Source organism: Streptomyces tropicalis (assembly GCF_029269835.1).
GTDB lineage: Bacteria > Actinomycetota > Actinomycetes > Streptomycetales > Streptomycetaceae > Streptomyces > Streptomyces tropicalis.
The window spans coordinates 73707-88377 of sequence record NZ_JARJBB010000002.1 but is presented as its reverse complement, the minus strand read 5'-3'; the positions used below and the strand labels follow the sequence as shown (position 1 = coordinate 88377).

12 protein-coding genes and 1 tRNA gene are annotated in these 14671 nt (G+C 72.6%); 12 read left to right on the top strand and 1 reads right to left on the bottom strand.

The window, feature by feature from the left end; all coding sequences use genetic code 11:
- Window positions 1-80: 80 nt before the first annotated feature.
- Window positions 81-152 (bottom strand) — tRNA-Arg (locus P3H78_RS04360).
- A 191-nt stretch (window positions 153-343) separates the two neighbouring features.
- On the opposite strand from P3H78_RS04360, the gene P3H78_RS04355 reads away from it, so the two are divergent.
- The 12 genes from P3H78_RS04355 (at window position 344) to P3H78_RS04300 (ending at window position 14670) form a co-directional block, all read left to right on the top strand.
- Window positions 344-877 (top strand): response regulator, encoded by a 534-nt coding sequence (locus P3H78_RS04355; RefSeq protein ID WP_276107840.1) that lies wholly within the window; start codon window positions 344-346, stop codon window positions 875-877.
- A 103-nt stretch (window positions 878-980) separates the two neighbouring features.
- On the top strand, window positions 981-2360 hold the full coding sequence (nrtL, locus tag P3H78_RS04350) for an ArgS-related anticodon-binding protein NrtL (protein WP_276107419.1): 1380 nt from the start codon (window positions 981-983) through the stop codon (window positions 2358-2360).
- Between the two features lie 18 nt (window positions 2361-2378).
- Entirely contained in the window at window positions 2379-3770 is a 1392-nt protein-coding gene (gene lysA, locus P3H78_RS04345) for a diaminopimelate decarboxylase (protein ID WP_276107418.1), read from the top strand.
- 164 nt (window positions 3771-3934) lie between these two features.
- Entirely contained in the window at window positions 3935-5227 is a 1293-nt protein-coding gene (locus P3H78_RS04340) for a homoserine dehydrogenase (protein ID WP_276107417.1), read from the top strand.
- 6 nt (window positions 5228-5233) lie between these two features.
- Complete coding sequence (thrC, locus tag P3H78_RS04335; protein ID WP_276107416.1) at window positions 5234-6292, top strand: threonine synthase; 1059 nt, start codon at window positions 5234-5236, stop codon at window positions 6290-6292.
- 327 nt (window positions 6293-6619) lie between these two features.
- Entirely contained in the window at window positions 6620-7549 is a 930-nt protein-coding gene (thrB, locus tag P3H78_RS04330; RefSeq protein ID WP_276107415.1) for a homoserine kinase, read from the top strand.
- Between the two features lie 404 nt (window positions 7550-7953).
- Entirely contained in the window at window positions 7954-9957 is a 2004-nt protein-coding gene (gene rho / locus P3H78_RS04325; RefSeq protein WP_276107414.1) for a transcription termination factor Rho, read from the top strand.
- 428 nt (window positions 9958-10385) lie between these two features.
- Window positions 10386-11525 carry an LCP family protein gene (locus tag P3H78_RS04320; RefSeq protein ID WP_276107413.1) on the top strand — a complete coding sequence of 380 codons (1140 nt, stop codon included), beginning with the start codon at window positions 10386-10388 and terminating at the stop codon, window positions 11523-11525.
- Window positions 11526-11685: 160 nt separating this feature from the next.
- Complete coding sequence (gene rpmE / locus P3H78_RS04315; RefSeq protein WP_190013247.1) at window positions 11686-11907, top strand: 50S ribosomal protein L31; 222 nt, start codon at window positions 11686-11688, stop codon at window positions 11905-11907.
- A 108-nt stretch (window positions 11908-12015) separates the two neighbouring features.
- Window positions 12016-13083, top strand: coding sequence for a peptide chain release factor 1 (prfA, locus tag P3H78_RS04310; protein ID WP_276107412.1), 1068 nt, complete (start codon window positions 12016-12018; stop codon window positions 13081-13083).
- Between the two features lie 38 nt (window positions 13084-13121).
- Window positions 13122-13967: a peptide chain release factor N(5)-glutamine methyltransferase gene (gene prmC, locus P3H78_RS04305; protein WP_276107411.1), complete on the top strand. Its 846-nt coding sequence runs from the start codon at window positions 13122-13124 to the stop codon at window positions 13965-13967.
- Window positions 13968-14022: 55 nt separating this feature from the next.
- The gene (locus tag P3H78_RS04300; RefSeq protein WP_276107410.1) at window positions 14023-14670 is read left to right on the top strand and encodes an L-threonylcarbamoyladenylate synthase; all 648 of its coding nucleotides are present in this window, start codon (window positions 14023-14025) and stop codon (window positions 14668-14670) included.
- Window position 14671: the final 1 nt, after the last annotated feature.

Genomic DNA, 14671 nt, shown 5'->3' with positions numbered 1-14671 from the left:
CGCATACGGCTGCACAAACGCGAAGACCCCGGCCTCAGCGTTTCCGCTGGTGACGGGGTCTTTGGGCACCTCATGCTGGGTGCCCCCGGCAGGATTCGAACCTGCGCACACGGCTCCGGAGGCCGTTGCTCTATCCCCTGAGCTACGGGGGCGTGTCCTTCGCGCTGTCTGCGCGGCGACGGATAGAACACTATCAGCTTCGTGGGGGTGGTCATGAACGTTTTCGGTGGGGGTGCCGCTGCTCCTCCGTGGGAGGGGTGGCCGCCTCGGGGGCGCACGTCGGCGGGTGGGGTGCTCCCTGCCGTGCTTCCTCGTGACTCCGCTTCGCTCGCCCGGGGCGGAAGTGGTGAAAACCCGGACGCGACGGCCGGGGCCGACCTACTCTCGAGTTGTGCCAGGCGCTTCGGGACGGGTGCTTGTTGTGGACGACAACAAGGTCATCCGGCAGCTGATCAGGGTCAATCTCGAGCTGGAGGGGCTTGAGGTCGTGACCGCGGCGGACGGTGTCGAGTGCCTGGACGTCGTGCTGGACGTGCAACCCGACGTCGTCACCCTCGACGTCGTCATGCCCCGGCTCGACGGGCTGCGTACCGCCGCGCTGCTGCGGGCCGATCCGCGGACGCGGCACCTTCCGCTCGCCATCGTCAGCGCCTGCACGCAGCGGGAGGTCGAGTCCGGTCTCGACGTCGGTGTGGACGCGTTCCTCGCCAAGCCCTTCGAGCCCTCCGAACTCGTCCGGACCGTGCAGGAATTGATGCAGCTCATGCAGGTACGGAGTGAGGCCGCCTCGGGGGGAGGGGACACCGGGAGGGGCTCGGGCGCCGGTGGGCTCGCTCGGGGGGAGGCCGGGGCGCCGGCCGGCCCGCCCCAAGGCTGACGGGGCCAGGAGGGGACGGCGGGGGATCGGCGTGCGTCCGTATGCCGGGACCGGTGGTCGACCGGTTCGCCTGCCCACCCCCCTCCTCCCCTACGCTTGTCCCGTGACCCCCGTCGAGCTCTCCCGTACCGTTCTGCACGCGGTGCGGCGTGCCGTGGACGACGGGGAACTGCACGTCACCGTGCCGGAGCGGGCGCTGGTCACCGTGCCGGGGCCCGGCGGATGCGGAGACTACGCGACCAACGTCGCCCTCCAGCTCGCCCGCCCCGCCGGACAGCCGCCGCTGAAGGTCGCCGGGGTGCTCCGGACCTACCTCGCCGAGGCCGACGGGGTCGACGACGTCGTCGTGACCGGGCCCGGATTCCTCAACATCAGCCTGCGCGACTCCGCCTCGCCCCTCCTCGTCGAGGAGATCCTCCGGCGCGGGCTCCGGTACGGCCATGCCGAGCAGCACACCGGCGAGCGCCACCAGCTGCACTGCCCCGCCGAGGTACGTGCCGTCGTCGTCACCGACGTCGTCGCGCGGCTCCTCCGCTCCCGGGGTGCCCTGGTCCGAAGCAGCTGTGCGGGGCCGCCGCTGCCGGGATGGGTGAGCGTGCTCGGCGTCGAGCTCGACGTGTGGGGGCGCCCCGGGGATCCCCCCGCGCCCCTCGACGTCACCGTGCGGCCCGTCCCCGCCTCCGGCGACCCCCTCGCCCTCGGACGTGACGCCGGGCGCTGGGCCCTCCTCCATCCCGCCGCCCACGACCGGCCCCATCTCGCCGATGTCCCGGATGCCGTCCGGGGGGCCCAGGACTTCGCAGGCGACGCGGCCTCGGCCGTCCTCCCGGAGGCGCAGGCACCCGCCGCTCCCACCAGTCCCCACCTCGTCCAGCGGGAGAGCAACCCCCTCTTCCGTGTCCGGTACGCCCATGCCCGCACCCGGGCGATGCGGCGCAACGCGGCCGACCTCGGCTTCTCGGCCCGGCCCGGCGACCTCGGCCCGGGCAGCGGTCCCTCCGTGTCGCCCGGCGGCCCCGCCCTCGGTCCCTCCGTGTCGCCCGGCGGCCCCGGCACCGGCCCCTCCGTATCGTCCGACGGCCAAGGCTCCGCCCCCGGCACCCGCACCTCCGGCCAAGGCTCCGCCCCCGGCACCGGCCGCATCCCCAGCCCTGATTCCGCGCCGGGCGCCCGCACATCGGGCCAAGGCTCCGCCCCCGGCACCCGCACCCCCGCCCCCCGTGCCGGGCCCCTCCTCGTCCTCCTCGCCGACCACCCCCGTGTCCTCGCGCAGGCTGCCGCGCACCGGGCGCCCGACCGGGTCGCGCGGCATCTCGTCGAGGTCGCCGACGCCGTGCTGGGTTTCCTTCCGGTGGTGCTGCCGAGCGGGGAGGAGAAACCCTCGGCCGCCCACCGTGCCCGGCTCGCCCTCGCCGAAGCCGCCGGGACGGTGCTGGCCGGCGGCCTGTCCCTGCTCGGTATCGACGCACCCGAACATCTCTGAGAGAGCGCATCCGTAGCCATGAGCCGTTCCGCACACCCCGCCGGGCCCCGTCACGCCGATGTCCTGCCCGAGGGGCACTACTCCGCCCCGCCCACCGACCTCAACGCCCTCGACGCGAAGGTGTGGGCCCGTACCGTCGGCCGTGACGCGGACGGCGTGGTCACCGTCGGCGGGCTTCCCGTCACCCGGCTCGCCGAGGAGTTCGGAACGCCCGCCTACGTCCTCGACGAGGCCGACTTCCGGGCCCGGGCGCGGGCCTGGCGCACCGCGTTCGGCCAGGACGCCGACGTCTTCTACGCGGGCAAGGCGTTCCTGTCCCGGGCTGTGGTGCGCTGGCTGCACGAGGAGGGCCTCAACCTCGACGTCTGCTCGGGCGGCGAGCTGGCCACCGCGCTGTCCGCCGGTATGCCGGCCGACCGCATCGCGCTGCACGGCAACAACAAGTCCACCGAGGAGATCCGGCGCGCGGTCGAGGCCGGGGTCGGGCGGATCGTGCTCGACTCCTTCCAGGAGATCGTCCGCGTCGCGCACATCGCGCAGTCGCTCGGCCGGCGGCAGAAGGTCCAGATCCGGATCACCGTGGGCGTCGAGGCGCACACCCACGAGTTCATCGCCACCGCGCACGAGGACCAGAAGTTCGGGATCCCGCTGGCCGGCGGACAGGCCGCCGAGGCGGTGCGGCGGGCGCTGCAGCTCGACGGCATCGAACTGATCGGCATCCACAGCCACATCGGCTCGCAGATCTTCGACATGTCCGGCTTCGAGGTGGCCGCCCACCGGGTGGTGGGTCTGCTGAAGGCCGTCCGGGACGAGCACGGCGTGGAGCTGCCGGAGATCGACCTCGGCGGCGGCCTGGGCATCGCGTACACGAGCGACGACGACCCGCGCGAGCCGCACGAGATCGCCAAGGCGCTGACCGAGATCGTCTCCCGCGAGTGCGACGCGGCCCGGCTGCGCACCCCGCGCATCTCCGTCGAGCCGGGGCGCGCCATCGTCGGCCCGACCGCGTTCACGCTCTACGAGGTCGGCACCGTCAAGCCGCTGGAGGGGCTGCGCACGTACGTGTCGGTCGACGGCGGGATGTCCGACAACATCCGCACCGCGCTCTACGACGCCGAGTACAGCGTGGCGCTGGTGTCCCGCGCCTCCGACGCGGCGCCCGTGCTGGCGCGGGTGGTCGGCAAGCACTGCGAGAGCGGCGACATCGTGGTGAAGGACGCGTTCCTGCCCGCGGACCTGGCGCCGGGCGACCTGATCGCCGTGCCGGCCACCGGGGCGTACTGCCGGTCCATGGCGAGCAACTACAACCACGTGCCGCGCCCGCCGGTGGTCGCCGTCGCGGACGGCGCGGCCCGGGTGATCGTCCGGCGGGAGACCGAGGAGGACCTGCTGCGCCTGGACGTCGGGTGACGCCCCATGCGACGGCGGGACCGGGCCGCGAGGTCCGGAAGATCTCCTGTCGCACACCCCTGAGAAAGTGAAATAAACGTCTCACGATCCGGACAAAAGACGGAAACTCCGTACCGGTGAGTGAGACTGGTCCCACCGTAGACGGTAAGAGGAAACGAGGTCGGATGATGCGTACGCGTCCGCTGAAGGTGGCGCTGCTGGGCTGTGGGGTCGTCGGCTCAGAGGTGGCGCGCATCATGACGACGCACGCCGCCGACCTCGCCGCACGCGTCGGCGCCCCCGTGGAGCTCGCGGGGGTGGCCGTGCGGCGGCTCTCCAAGGTCCGCGAGGGCATCGACCCGGCCCTCGTCACCACCGACGCGACCGCCCTCGTCAAACGCGGCGACCTCGACGTCGTCGTGGAGGTCATCGGCGGGATCGAGCCCGCCCGGACGCTCATCACCACCGCCTTCGAGCACGGCGCGTCGGTCGTCTCCGCCAACAAGGCCCTCCTCGCCCAGGACGGCGCCGCCCTGCACGCCGCGGCGGGGGAGCACGGCCGGGACCTCTACTACGAGGCCGCCGTGGCCGGCGCCATCCCGCTGATCCGGCCGCTGCGCGAGTCCCTCGCCGGCGACAAGGTCAACCGGGTGCTCGGCATCGTCAACGGCACCACCAACTTCATCCTCGACAAGATGGACTCCACCGGCGCCGGGTACCAGGAGGCGCTGGACGAGGCCACCGCCCTCGGGTACGCCGAGGCCGACCCGACCGCCGACGTCGAGGGCTTCGACGCGGCCGCGAAGGCCGCCATCCTCGCCGGCATCGCCTTCCACACCCGGGTCCGCCTCGACGACGTCTACCGCGAGGGCATGACCGAGGTCACCGCGGCCGACTTCGCCTCCGCCAGGGGGATGGGCTGCACCATCAAGCTGCTCGCCATCTGCGAGCGGGCCCGCGACGGCGGGTCCGTCACCGCGCGCGTGCACCCCGCGATGATCCCGCTCAGCCACCCGCTGGCCTCCGTGCGCGGTGCCTACAACGCGGTGTTCGTCGAGTCGGACGCGGCCGGGCAGCTGATGTTCTACGGCCCCGGCGCCGGCGGCTCGCCCACCGCCTCGGCCGTCCTCGGCGACCTGGTGGCGGTGTGCCGCAACCGGCTCGGCGGAGCGACGGGCCCCGGTGAGTCGGCGTACGCGGCGCTGCCCGTCTCGCCGATGGGCGACGTGGTCACGCGCTACCACATCAGCCTCGACGTGGCGGACAAGCCGGGCGTCCTCGCCCAGGTGGCCACCGTGTTCTCCGAGCACGGCGTGTCCATCGACACCGTTCGCCAGCAGGGCAAGGACGGCGAGGCGTCCCTCGTCGTCGTCACCCACCGCGCCTCGGACGCCGCCCTGACGGGCACCGTCGAGGCGCTGCGCAACCTCGACACCGTGCGGGGTGTCGCCAGCATCATGCGGGTTGAAGGAGAGTAACCAGCAATGACCCACCAGTGGCGCGGAATCATCGAGGAGTACCGGGACCGGCTGCCGGTGTCCGCCGACTCGCCGGTCGTGACGCTCCGCGAGGGCGGCACGCCCCTCGTGCCCGCGCAGGTGCTCTCCGAGCGCACCGGCTGCGAGGTCCACCTCAAGGTCGAGGGCGCGAACCCGACCGGGTCCTTCAAGGACCGCGGCATGACCATGGCCATCACACGGGCCAAGGAGGAGGGCGCCAAGGCGGTCATCTGCGCCTCCACCGGCAACACCTCCGCCTCGGCCGCCGCCTACGCGGTGCGGGCCGGCATGGTCTCCGCCGTGCTCGTCCCGCGGGGCAAGATCGCGCTCGGCAAGATGGGCCAGGCCCTGGTGCACGGCGCGAAGATCCTCCAGGTCGACGGGAACTTCGACGACTGCCTCACCCTCGCCCGCAGCCTCAGCGACAACTACCCGGTCGCGCTGGTCAATTCGGTCAACCCGGTGCGGATCGAGGGCCAGAAGACGGCGGCGTTCGAGATCGTCGACATGCTCGGCGACGCACCCGACATCCACGTCCTTCCGGTGGGCAACGCGGGCAACATCACCGCCTACTGGAAGGGCTACCGGGAGTACGCCGCCGACGGCGTCGCCACGCACACCCCCCGCATGTGGGGCTTCCAGGCCTCCGGCAGCGCACCGATCGTGCGTGGCGAGGTCGTCAAGGACCCGTCGACCATCGCCACCGCGATCCGCATCGGCAACCCTGCCTCCTGGCAGCACGCCCTCGCCGCGCGCGACGAGTCCGGCGGTGTGATCGACGAGGTGACGGACCGTGAGATCCTGCGCGCCTACCGGCTGTTGGCCGCGCAGGAGGGCGTGTTCGTCGAGCCGGCGTCCGCGGCGTCCGTGGCCGGCCTGCTGAAGGCGGCCGAGCAGGGCAGGGTCGACCCGGGCCAGCGGATCGTCTGCACGGTCACCGGCAACGGCCTGAAGGACCCCGACTGGGCCGTCGCCGGTGCCCCCCAGCCGGTCACCGTCCCGGTCGACGCGGCGACCGCCGCGGAACGCCTAGGTCTCGCCTGACCCGGGCGGCCGGCCCGGCCGCCCGGAGCAGGCACGACGGGGGCACGGCCGCGGCGGCCGCGCCCCCGGACGGCCGCCGGTGACGCCCCCTCGGGGACGTCCGGCGGCCGGGGGCACGAGGGGCTCGCGACACGCATCGTGCGCCTCCTGTGCGCCCTATGTCGCCGCAGAACCTTCCTTCGATAGGCTGGGGTGAACCCGCCCGCCGCATATGCCCACGCAGCGCGCGGAGCCGCGCCGTCTGCGCGGCCGAGGGTCCTCACCCATCCATCGAAACCCACCCGATCGAACCCGTTTCGACCGCAGCTCAAGGAGAGTCATCGAGCGATGGCCGGTCCAGCGTTCCGCGCCGCCGCCGTCCGGGTGCGCGTCCCCGCCACCAGCGCCAACCTCGGTCCGGGCTTCGACGCCCTCGGCCTCGCGCTGGGGCTCTACGACGACGTGGTCGTCCGGGTCGCCGACTCCGGACTGCACCTCGACATCGCCGGCGAGGGCAGCGGGACGCTGCCCCGCGACGAGCGCCATCTCCTCGTACGCTCCCTGCGCACCGCCTTCGACGTCCTGGGCGGCCAGCCGCGCGGCCTGGAGATCGTCTGCGCCAACCGCATCCCGCACGGGCGCGGCCTCGGCTCCTCCTCCGCCGCCATCTGCGCCGGCATCGTCGCCGCCCGCGCCGTGACCATAGGCGGCGAGGCCCGGCTCGACGACGCCGCCCTGCTGGCGCTGGCCACCGAGATCGAGGGCCACCCGGACAACGTGGCGGCCTGCCTGCTGGGCGGGTTCACGCTCTCCTGGATGGAGTCCGGGGCGGCCCGCGCCATCAGGATGGAGCCCTCCGGTTCCATCGTTCCGGTGGTTTTCGTGCCCGGGAAACCCGTCCTGACCGAGACCGCGCGCGGACTGCTGCCGCGCACCGTGCCGCACGTCGACGCCGCCGTCAACGCGGGCCGCGCCGCGCTGCTCGTCGAGGCCCTCACCCGGCGCCCCGAGCTGCTGCTGCCGGCCACCGAGGACCGGCTGCACCAGGAGTACCGCTCCCCGGCGATGCCGGACAGCGCGGCGCTGGTGGAGCGGCTGCGCGGCGACGGCATCCCCGCGGTGATCTCCGGCGCCGGACCCACCGTCATGGCGCTGGCGGACGCGGAGACGGCCGACAAGGTGGAGCAACTGGCAGGCGCGGACTGGGCCGCCAATCGGCTGAGTCTCGATCTGCAGGGGGCGAGCGTGCTGCCGCTCACGGCTCCCGGCATCGACTGAAACGCACGCTTGCCGGATTTCGAGAGGGGGAATGTTTGTTGGATCCGGTAGTGTTAACCTCAAGTCTGCACCCGACCCCACCATGGCGAGGTGCATCGTGTCCCCGTCCGGGACAGACATTCTTCCGGGAGCTCCCCAAGCCGCACTGTGTCCTGTACGACGTACCTGGGCAGTACGACGTGCGCGGACGCTGAGTGGCCCGCCGGGCACGCTCCGGAACAGGTGCGACCACGCCACGTGACACCGGGTGTCACGGCTCGAGGTAGCGCCATCACCAGAAATCTCTTCCGCCGCTGTGGCGGACCACCGCCCCGGCACGGTCCACAACGCAGGGACCCGTGCCGGACAGCACAACCGGTCGCCGAGCCAGACAGGCCGACGTCCGCTCCAGGGAAGGACCCTTCGTGAGCGACACCACCGATCTGATGGGCGCACGTGTCGAGGAGACCGCTGCCGCGCCCTCCACGGACGCCTCCGCGCCTGCCACCGGTGCCGGCTCCCGTCGGCGCCGCGGTACCGGCCTCGAGGGCATGGTGCTGGCCGAGCTGCAGCAGGTCGCCTCCGGCCTCGGCATCAAGGGCACCGCGCGGATGCGCAAGAGCCAGCTGATCGAGGTCATCAAGGAGGCCCAGGGCGGCGCCTCCCAGGCCCCGTCCGGCTCCGGGGGAGGGGGCGCCGCCGCCAAGGCCGACGCCGCCGAGACCAAGCCGAAGCGCCGGAGCACCTCCCGGACGCGCACCGGCGACGAGGGCGCCGCGGAGAAGAAGACGGCCGACGCCGCCGACAAGGCCGCGGCCCAGCAGCAGATCGAGATCCCGGGCCAGCCGGCCGGGGGCACCGCCCAGGCCGAGCGGGGCCGGGAGGCCGCGGGGGACGACGCCCCCGCCGAGCGCCGCCGCCGCCGGGCCGGCGCGGACGCGGGCAGCCCGTCGGGCGCCGAGTCCGCCGCCGACGCCAAGGGCGAGGCCCGCTCCGACGGCTCCGGCCAGCAGCAGGCCCAGGGCGACGGCGGTGACGGCGAGGGCCGCCGCCGCGACCGCCGGGAGCGCGGCCGTGACCGCGACCGCCGCGGCAAGGGCGACGACCAGCAGGGCCAGGGCGGCCAGCGGCAGAACCAGCAGCAGGGCGGCGGCCGCCAGGACCGCAACGCCGGTCCGCAGGACGACGACGACTTCGAGGGCGGGCGCCGGGGCCGGCGCGGCCGCTACCGGGACCGCCGGGGCCGCCGCGGCCGCGACGAGGTCTCCGAGCCGCAGCTCACCGACGACGACGTCCTGATCCCCGTCGCGGGCATCCTCGACATCCTCGACAACTACGCCTTCATCCGGACCTCCGGCTACCTGCCCGGCCCGAACGACGTGTACGTCTCCCTGGCCCAGGTCCGCAAGAACGGCCTGCGCAAGGGCGACCACGTCACCGGTGCGGTCCGCCAGCCGAAGGAGGGCGAGCGCCGCGAGAAGTTCAACGCGCTGGTCCGCCTCGACTCGGTCAACGGCATGGCGCCCGAACACGGCCGCGGCCGCCCGGAGTTCAACAAGCTGACCCCGCTGTACCCGCAGGACCGCCTCCGCCTGGAGACGGACCCGGGCGTGCTGACCACGCGGATCATCGACCTCGTGTCGCCGATCGGCAAGGGCCAGCGCGGTCTGATCGTGGCGCCGCCGAAGACCGGCAAGACCATGATCATGCAGGCGGTCGCCAACGCGATCACCCACAACAACCCCGAGTGCCACCTGATGGTCGTCCTGGTGGACGAGCGTCCGGAAGAGGTCACCGACATGCAGCGGTCGGTCAAGGGCGAGGTCATCTCCTCGACCTTCGACCGCCCGGCCGAGGACCACACCACGGTCGCCGAGCTGGCCATCGAGCGCGCCAAGCGCCTCGTGGAGCTGGGTCACGACGTGGTCGTGCTGCTCGACTCCATCACCCGTCTGGGCCGCGCGTACAACCTCGCCGCCCCGGCGTCCGGCCGCATCCTGTCCGGTGGTGTCGACTCGACCGCCCTGTACCCGCCGAAGCGCTTCTTCGGTGCGGCCCGGAACATCGAGGACGGCGGCTCGCTGACCATCCTCGCCACCGCCCTGGTGGACACCGGGTCCCGCATGGACGAGGTGATCTTCGAGGAGTTCAAGGGCACCGGCAACATGGAGCTCAAGCTCGACCGGAAGCTCGCCGACAAGCGCATCTTCCCTGCGGTGGACGTCGACGCGTCCGGCACCCGCAAGGAGGAGATCCTGCTCGGCAACGAGGAGCTCGCCGTCGTCTGGAAGCTGCGGCGGGTGCTGCACGCGCTGGACCAGCAGCAGGCGATCGAGCTGCTCCTGGACAAGATGAAGCAGACCAAGTCGAACGGCGAGTTCCTGATGCAGATCCAGAAGACGACGCCGACCCCGGGCAACGGCGACTGACGCCGGCGCCGGGTCCTGCGGGCCGTATCCGGAGGGCCGTCCCCGTCACGGGGGCGGCCCTCCGGCCGTTTCCGGGGGACCCCAGCGCCGCGGCGGGCCCCCGCAGGGTCCGTGGCGGGCCTCTGCGGCCGTCTCGGGGCCCGTACCGGCCCGGGCGAGACCTTGGCCACAGGCACCGTCCCCGGCGCCCCTGTGCGCCCTTTTTCGGCCGTCCTGCGAAACCGCAGGTGGGCGGCTTGCGCTCCGCGTATCCGGCTACGGAGCGTCACCCGGAAGCCCTGAAAGTGACACGGAGGGTTGTGCAACCCTGTCCCGAGTTCCCCCGTCTGTCCGTACGAGCGACGATGGTGCGGTACGGGTCTCACGCAGACCGGGGCTGACCCTGAAAGCAGGGGGTAACCGACCGTAGAACGAGAGCTGAGGAGCGCATGGCCGCCGAGAGCACGCCGGACCCCGGCATACCCGGGGAGACCGAGCCCACGAGTCCGGGCGGCCGCAACAGCGGCCGCAGCCGCAGGCCGACCTCCGGGCGCCGCAAGGCCCTGAAGGTGGCGGCCTGGACCGCCGCGGGCATCGTCGTGCTCGGCGGCACCGGCGCCGGATACGTCTACTTCAAGCTCAACGGCAACATCCGGAGCGTCGACCTCGACCAGGCACTCGCCGGCCACCGGCCCACCAAGGTCGACAACGGCTCCGAGAACATCCTGGTGCTCGGCTCCGACACCCGCGCCGGCGGCAACCGCAAGCTCGGCGGCGGCACGGACGACGGCAGCGCCCGCTCCGACACCGCGATGATCGTGCACGTGTACAAGGGGCACAAGAAGGCCAGCGTGGTCTCCATCCCGCGCGACACCCTCGTCGACCGGCCCGAGTGCACCGACACCCACGGCACCGCGCACCCGGCCGCCCACGACGTGATGTTCAACGAGGCGTACTCCACCGGCGGCGCCACCTGCGCCGTGAAGACCGTCGAGTCCCTCACCGGCATCCGGATGGACCACTACCTCGAGGTCGACTTCCGCGGCTTCGAGCGGCTCGTCGACGACCTCGGCGGCGTGAAGGTCACCACGACCCGGGCCATCGACGACCCGAACAGCCACCTGAAGCTGTCCGCCGGCACCCACACCCTCGGCGGGCAGCAGGCGCTCGGCCTGGTCCGCACCCGGCACGGCGTCGGCGACGGCTCCGACCTCGGCCGCATCCAGCTCCAGCAGGCCTTCGTCAAGGCGCTCGTCGACCAGGTCAAGCACCTCGGCGTCTTCACCAGCCCCACGAAGCTGTACGACCTCGCCGACACCGCCACCAGGTCCGTCACCACCGACTCCGAGCTCGGTTCGGTGAACTCCCTGATGTCCTTCGCCGGCAACCTGAAGGGCATCTCCTCGTCGCACATGAGCATGGTGACGATGCCGGTGCAGTACGACACCGCCGACGCCAACCGCGTCATCATCGACGAGGCCAAGGCGAAGCTGGTGTGGAAGGCCCTGAAGAACGACCGGCCCATCCCGGCGAACGCCTCCCACGGCACCGCAACGGGCGGGGCGAAGGGCGTCGTCAGCTCCCCCTGACCCGGGCCCGGGTGCGCCCCGGGGCCGTCGGGAATACCCGGCCCCGCCTCTCGGTTTTGGGGGATGGCGCCAGTCCTGGCAGACTGGTACGTCGGTTCCGGTTCACGCCCCCGCATCCCGCGGCGGCGACCCGGCGCCCTCCCGAACACTAGGAGACACCTTGAAGCGCGACATCCACCCCGCGTACGTCGAGACGCAGGTCAGCTGCACCTGCGGCGCGTCGTTCACCACCCGCAGCACCATCGACTCCGGCACCATCCGTGCCGAGGTCTGCTCCGAGTGCCACCCGTTCTACACGGGCAAGCAGAAGATCCTCGACACCGGTGGCCGTGTGGCCCGCTTCGAGGCCCGCTTCGGCAAGGCCGCCGGCTCCAAGAAGTAGCGAGCCCCCAATCGCCGGTCCACGGCCGCGCCCTTTCCGCGAGGGCGCGCCGGGACCGGCGTTTTTGGTCGCCCGCCTTCCCCTCACCCGCTGCACAGGAGCCCCAAGATGTTCGAGGCCGTCGAGGAACTCGTCGCCGAGCACGCCGACCTGGAGACGAAGCTCGCCGATCCGTCGGTCCACGCCGACCAGGCCAACGCGCGCAGGCTGAACAAGCGCTACGCCGAGCTCACCCCGATCGTCGCCACGTACCGCTCCTGGAAGCAGACCGGCGACGACATCGAGACCGCCCGCGAACTCGCCGCGGACGACCCCGACTTCGCCGCCGAGGTCAAGGACCTGGACCGGCAGCGCGAGGACCTCACCGAGAAGCTGCGCCTGCTCCTCGTCCCGCGCGACCCCAGCGACGACAAGGACGTCATCCTCGAGATCAAGGCCGGCGCGGGCGGCGACGAGTCCGCCCTGTTCGCCGGCGACCTGCTGCGCATGTACCTGCGGTACGCCGAGCGGGTCGGCTGGAAGACCGAGATCATCGACGCCACCGAGTCCGAGCTCGGCGGCTACAAGGACGTGCAGGTCGCGGTGAAGGCCCGCGGCCAGATCGAGCCCGGCCTGGGCGTCTGGGCCCGGATGAAGTACGAGGGCGGGGTGCACCGCGTGCAGCGCGTGCCCGCCACCGAGTCCCAGGGCCGCATCCACACCTCCGCCGCCGGCGTGCTCGTCACGCCCGAGGCGGAGGAGGTCGACGTCGAGATCAACCCGAACGACCTGCGGATCGACGTCTACCGCTCGTCCGGCCCCGGCGGCCAGTCCGTCAACACCACCGACTCCGCGGTGCGCATCACGCACATCCCGACCGGAGTCGTCGCCTCCTGCCAGAACGAGAAGAGCCAGCTGCAGAACAAGGAGCAGGCGATGCGTATCCTGCGCTCCAGGCTGCTCGCCGCGGCGCAGGAGGAGGCGGAGCGGGAGGCGGCCGACGCCCGGCGCAGCCAGGTCCGCACCGTCGACCGCTCCGAGAAGATCCGCACGTACAACTTCCCGGAGAACCGCATCTCCGACCACCGCGTCGGCTTCAAGGCGTACAACCTGGACCAGGTCCTGGACGGCGACCTCGACGCGGTGATCCAGGCCTGCGTCGACGCGGACTCGGCCGCCAGGCTCGCGGCCGCGTAAGGCACCGAACAGGACGTACCGAGGACCGGAGGACCAGCGTGAACCTGCTGCTCGCGGAGGTGGCCCAGGCCACCCAGCGGCTGGCCGACGCCGGCGTGCCCTCGCCGCGCAACGACGCGGAGGAGCTCGCCGCCTTCGTGCACGCCGTCAAGCGGGGCGCGCTGCACACCGTCAAGGACTCGGACTTCGACGCCCGCTACTGGGAGGTCATCGCGCGCCGCGAGCAGCGCGAGCCGCTCCAGCACATCACCGGACGCGCCTACTTCCGCTATCTGGAGCTCCAGGTCGGACCCGGCGTGTTCGTCCCGCGGCCGGAGACGGAGTCCGTGGTCGGCTGGGCCATAGACGCCGTGCGCGCCATGGACGTCGTGGAGCCCTGCATCGTCGACCTGTGCACCGGCTCGGGCGCCATCGCGCTCGCGCTCGCCCAGGAGGTGCCGCGCTCCCGGGTGCACGCCGTGGAGCTCAGCGACGACGCCCTGCGGTGGACCCGGAAGAACGTGGAGGGCTCCCGGGTCGACCTGCGCCAGGGCGACGCCAGGACCGCGTTCCCGGACCTCGACGGCCAGGTCGACCTCGTGGTCTCCAACCCGCCGTACATCCCGCTCACCGAGTGGGAGTACGTCGCCCCCGAGGCCCGCGACTACGACCCCGGCCTGGCGCTGTTCTCCGGCGAGGACGGCCTCGACCTCATCCGCGGCATCGAGCGCACCGCGCACCGGCTGCTCCGCCCCGGCGGCGTGGTCGTCGTCGAGCACGCCGACACGCAGGGCGGCCAGGTGCCGTGGATCTTCGCCGAGGAGCGGGGCTGGGCCGACGCGGCCGACCACCCCGACCTCAACAACCGGCCCCGGTTCGCCACCGCACGCAAGGCGCTGCCGTGACCGCCACCACCAGGACTTCAATCCAGCAGTACGTGTACGAGGAGGCCCGCTGACCATGGCACGGCGATACGACACCAATGACGCGACCGACCGTGTGACGGGTCTGCGCGAGGCCGCGTCCGCCGTCCGCCGGGGCGAACTCGTGGTGCTCCCGACCGACACCGTCTACGGCATCGGCGCCGACGCGTTCTCCTCGGAGGCCGTCGCCGACCTGCTCTCCGCCAAGGGCCGGGGCCGCAACATGCCCACGCCCGTCCTCATCGGCTCCCCGAACACGCTGCACGGCCTGGTCACCGACTTCTCCGAGATGGCCTGGGAACTCGTCGACGCCTTCTGGCCCGGCGCGCTCACCCTCGTCGCCCGGCACCAGCCCTCGCTCCAGTGGGACCTCGGCGACACCCGCGGCACGGTCGCCGTGCGCATGCCGCTGCACCCGGTCGCCATCGAACTGCTCACCGAGGTCGGCCCGATGGCCGTCTCCTCCGCGAACCTCACCGGCCACCCCGCGCCGGAGACCTGCGACGCCGCCCAGGACATGCTCGCCGACTCCGTCTCCGTCTACCTCGACGGCGGCCCGACCCCCGGCAACGTGCCCTCCTCCATCGTCGACGTCACCGGCAAGGTGCCCGTGCTCCTGCGGGCCGGCGCCCTGACGGAGGAGGAGCTGCGGAAGGTCGTACCCGACCTCGAGGTGGCGAATTGAC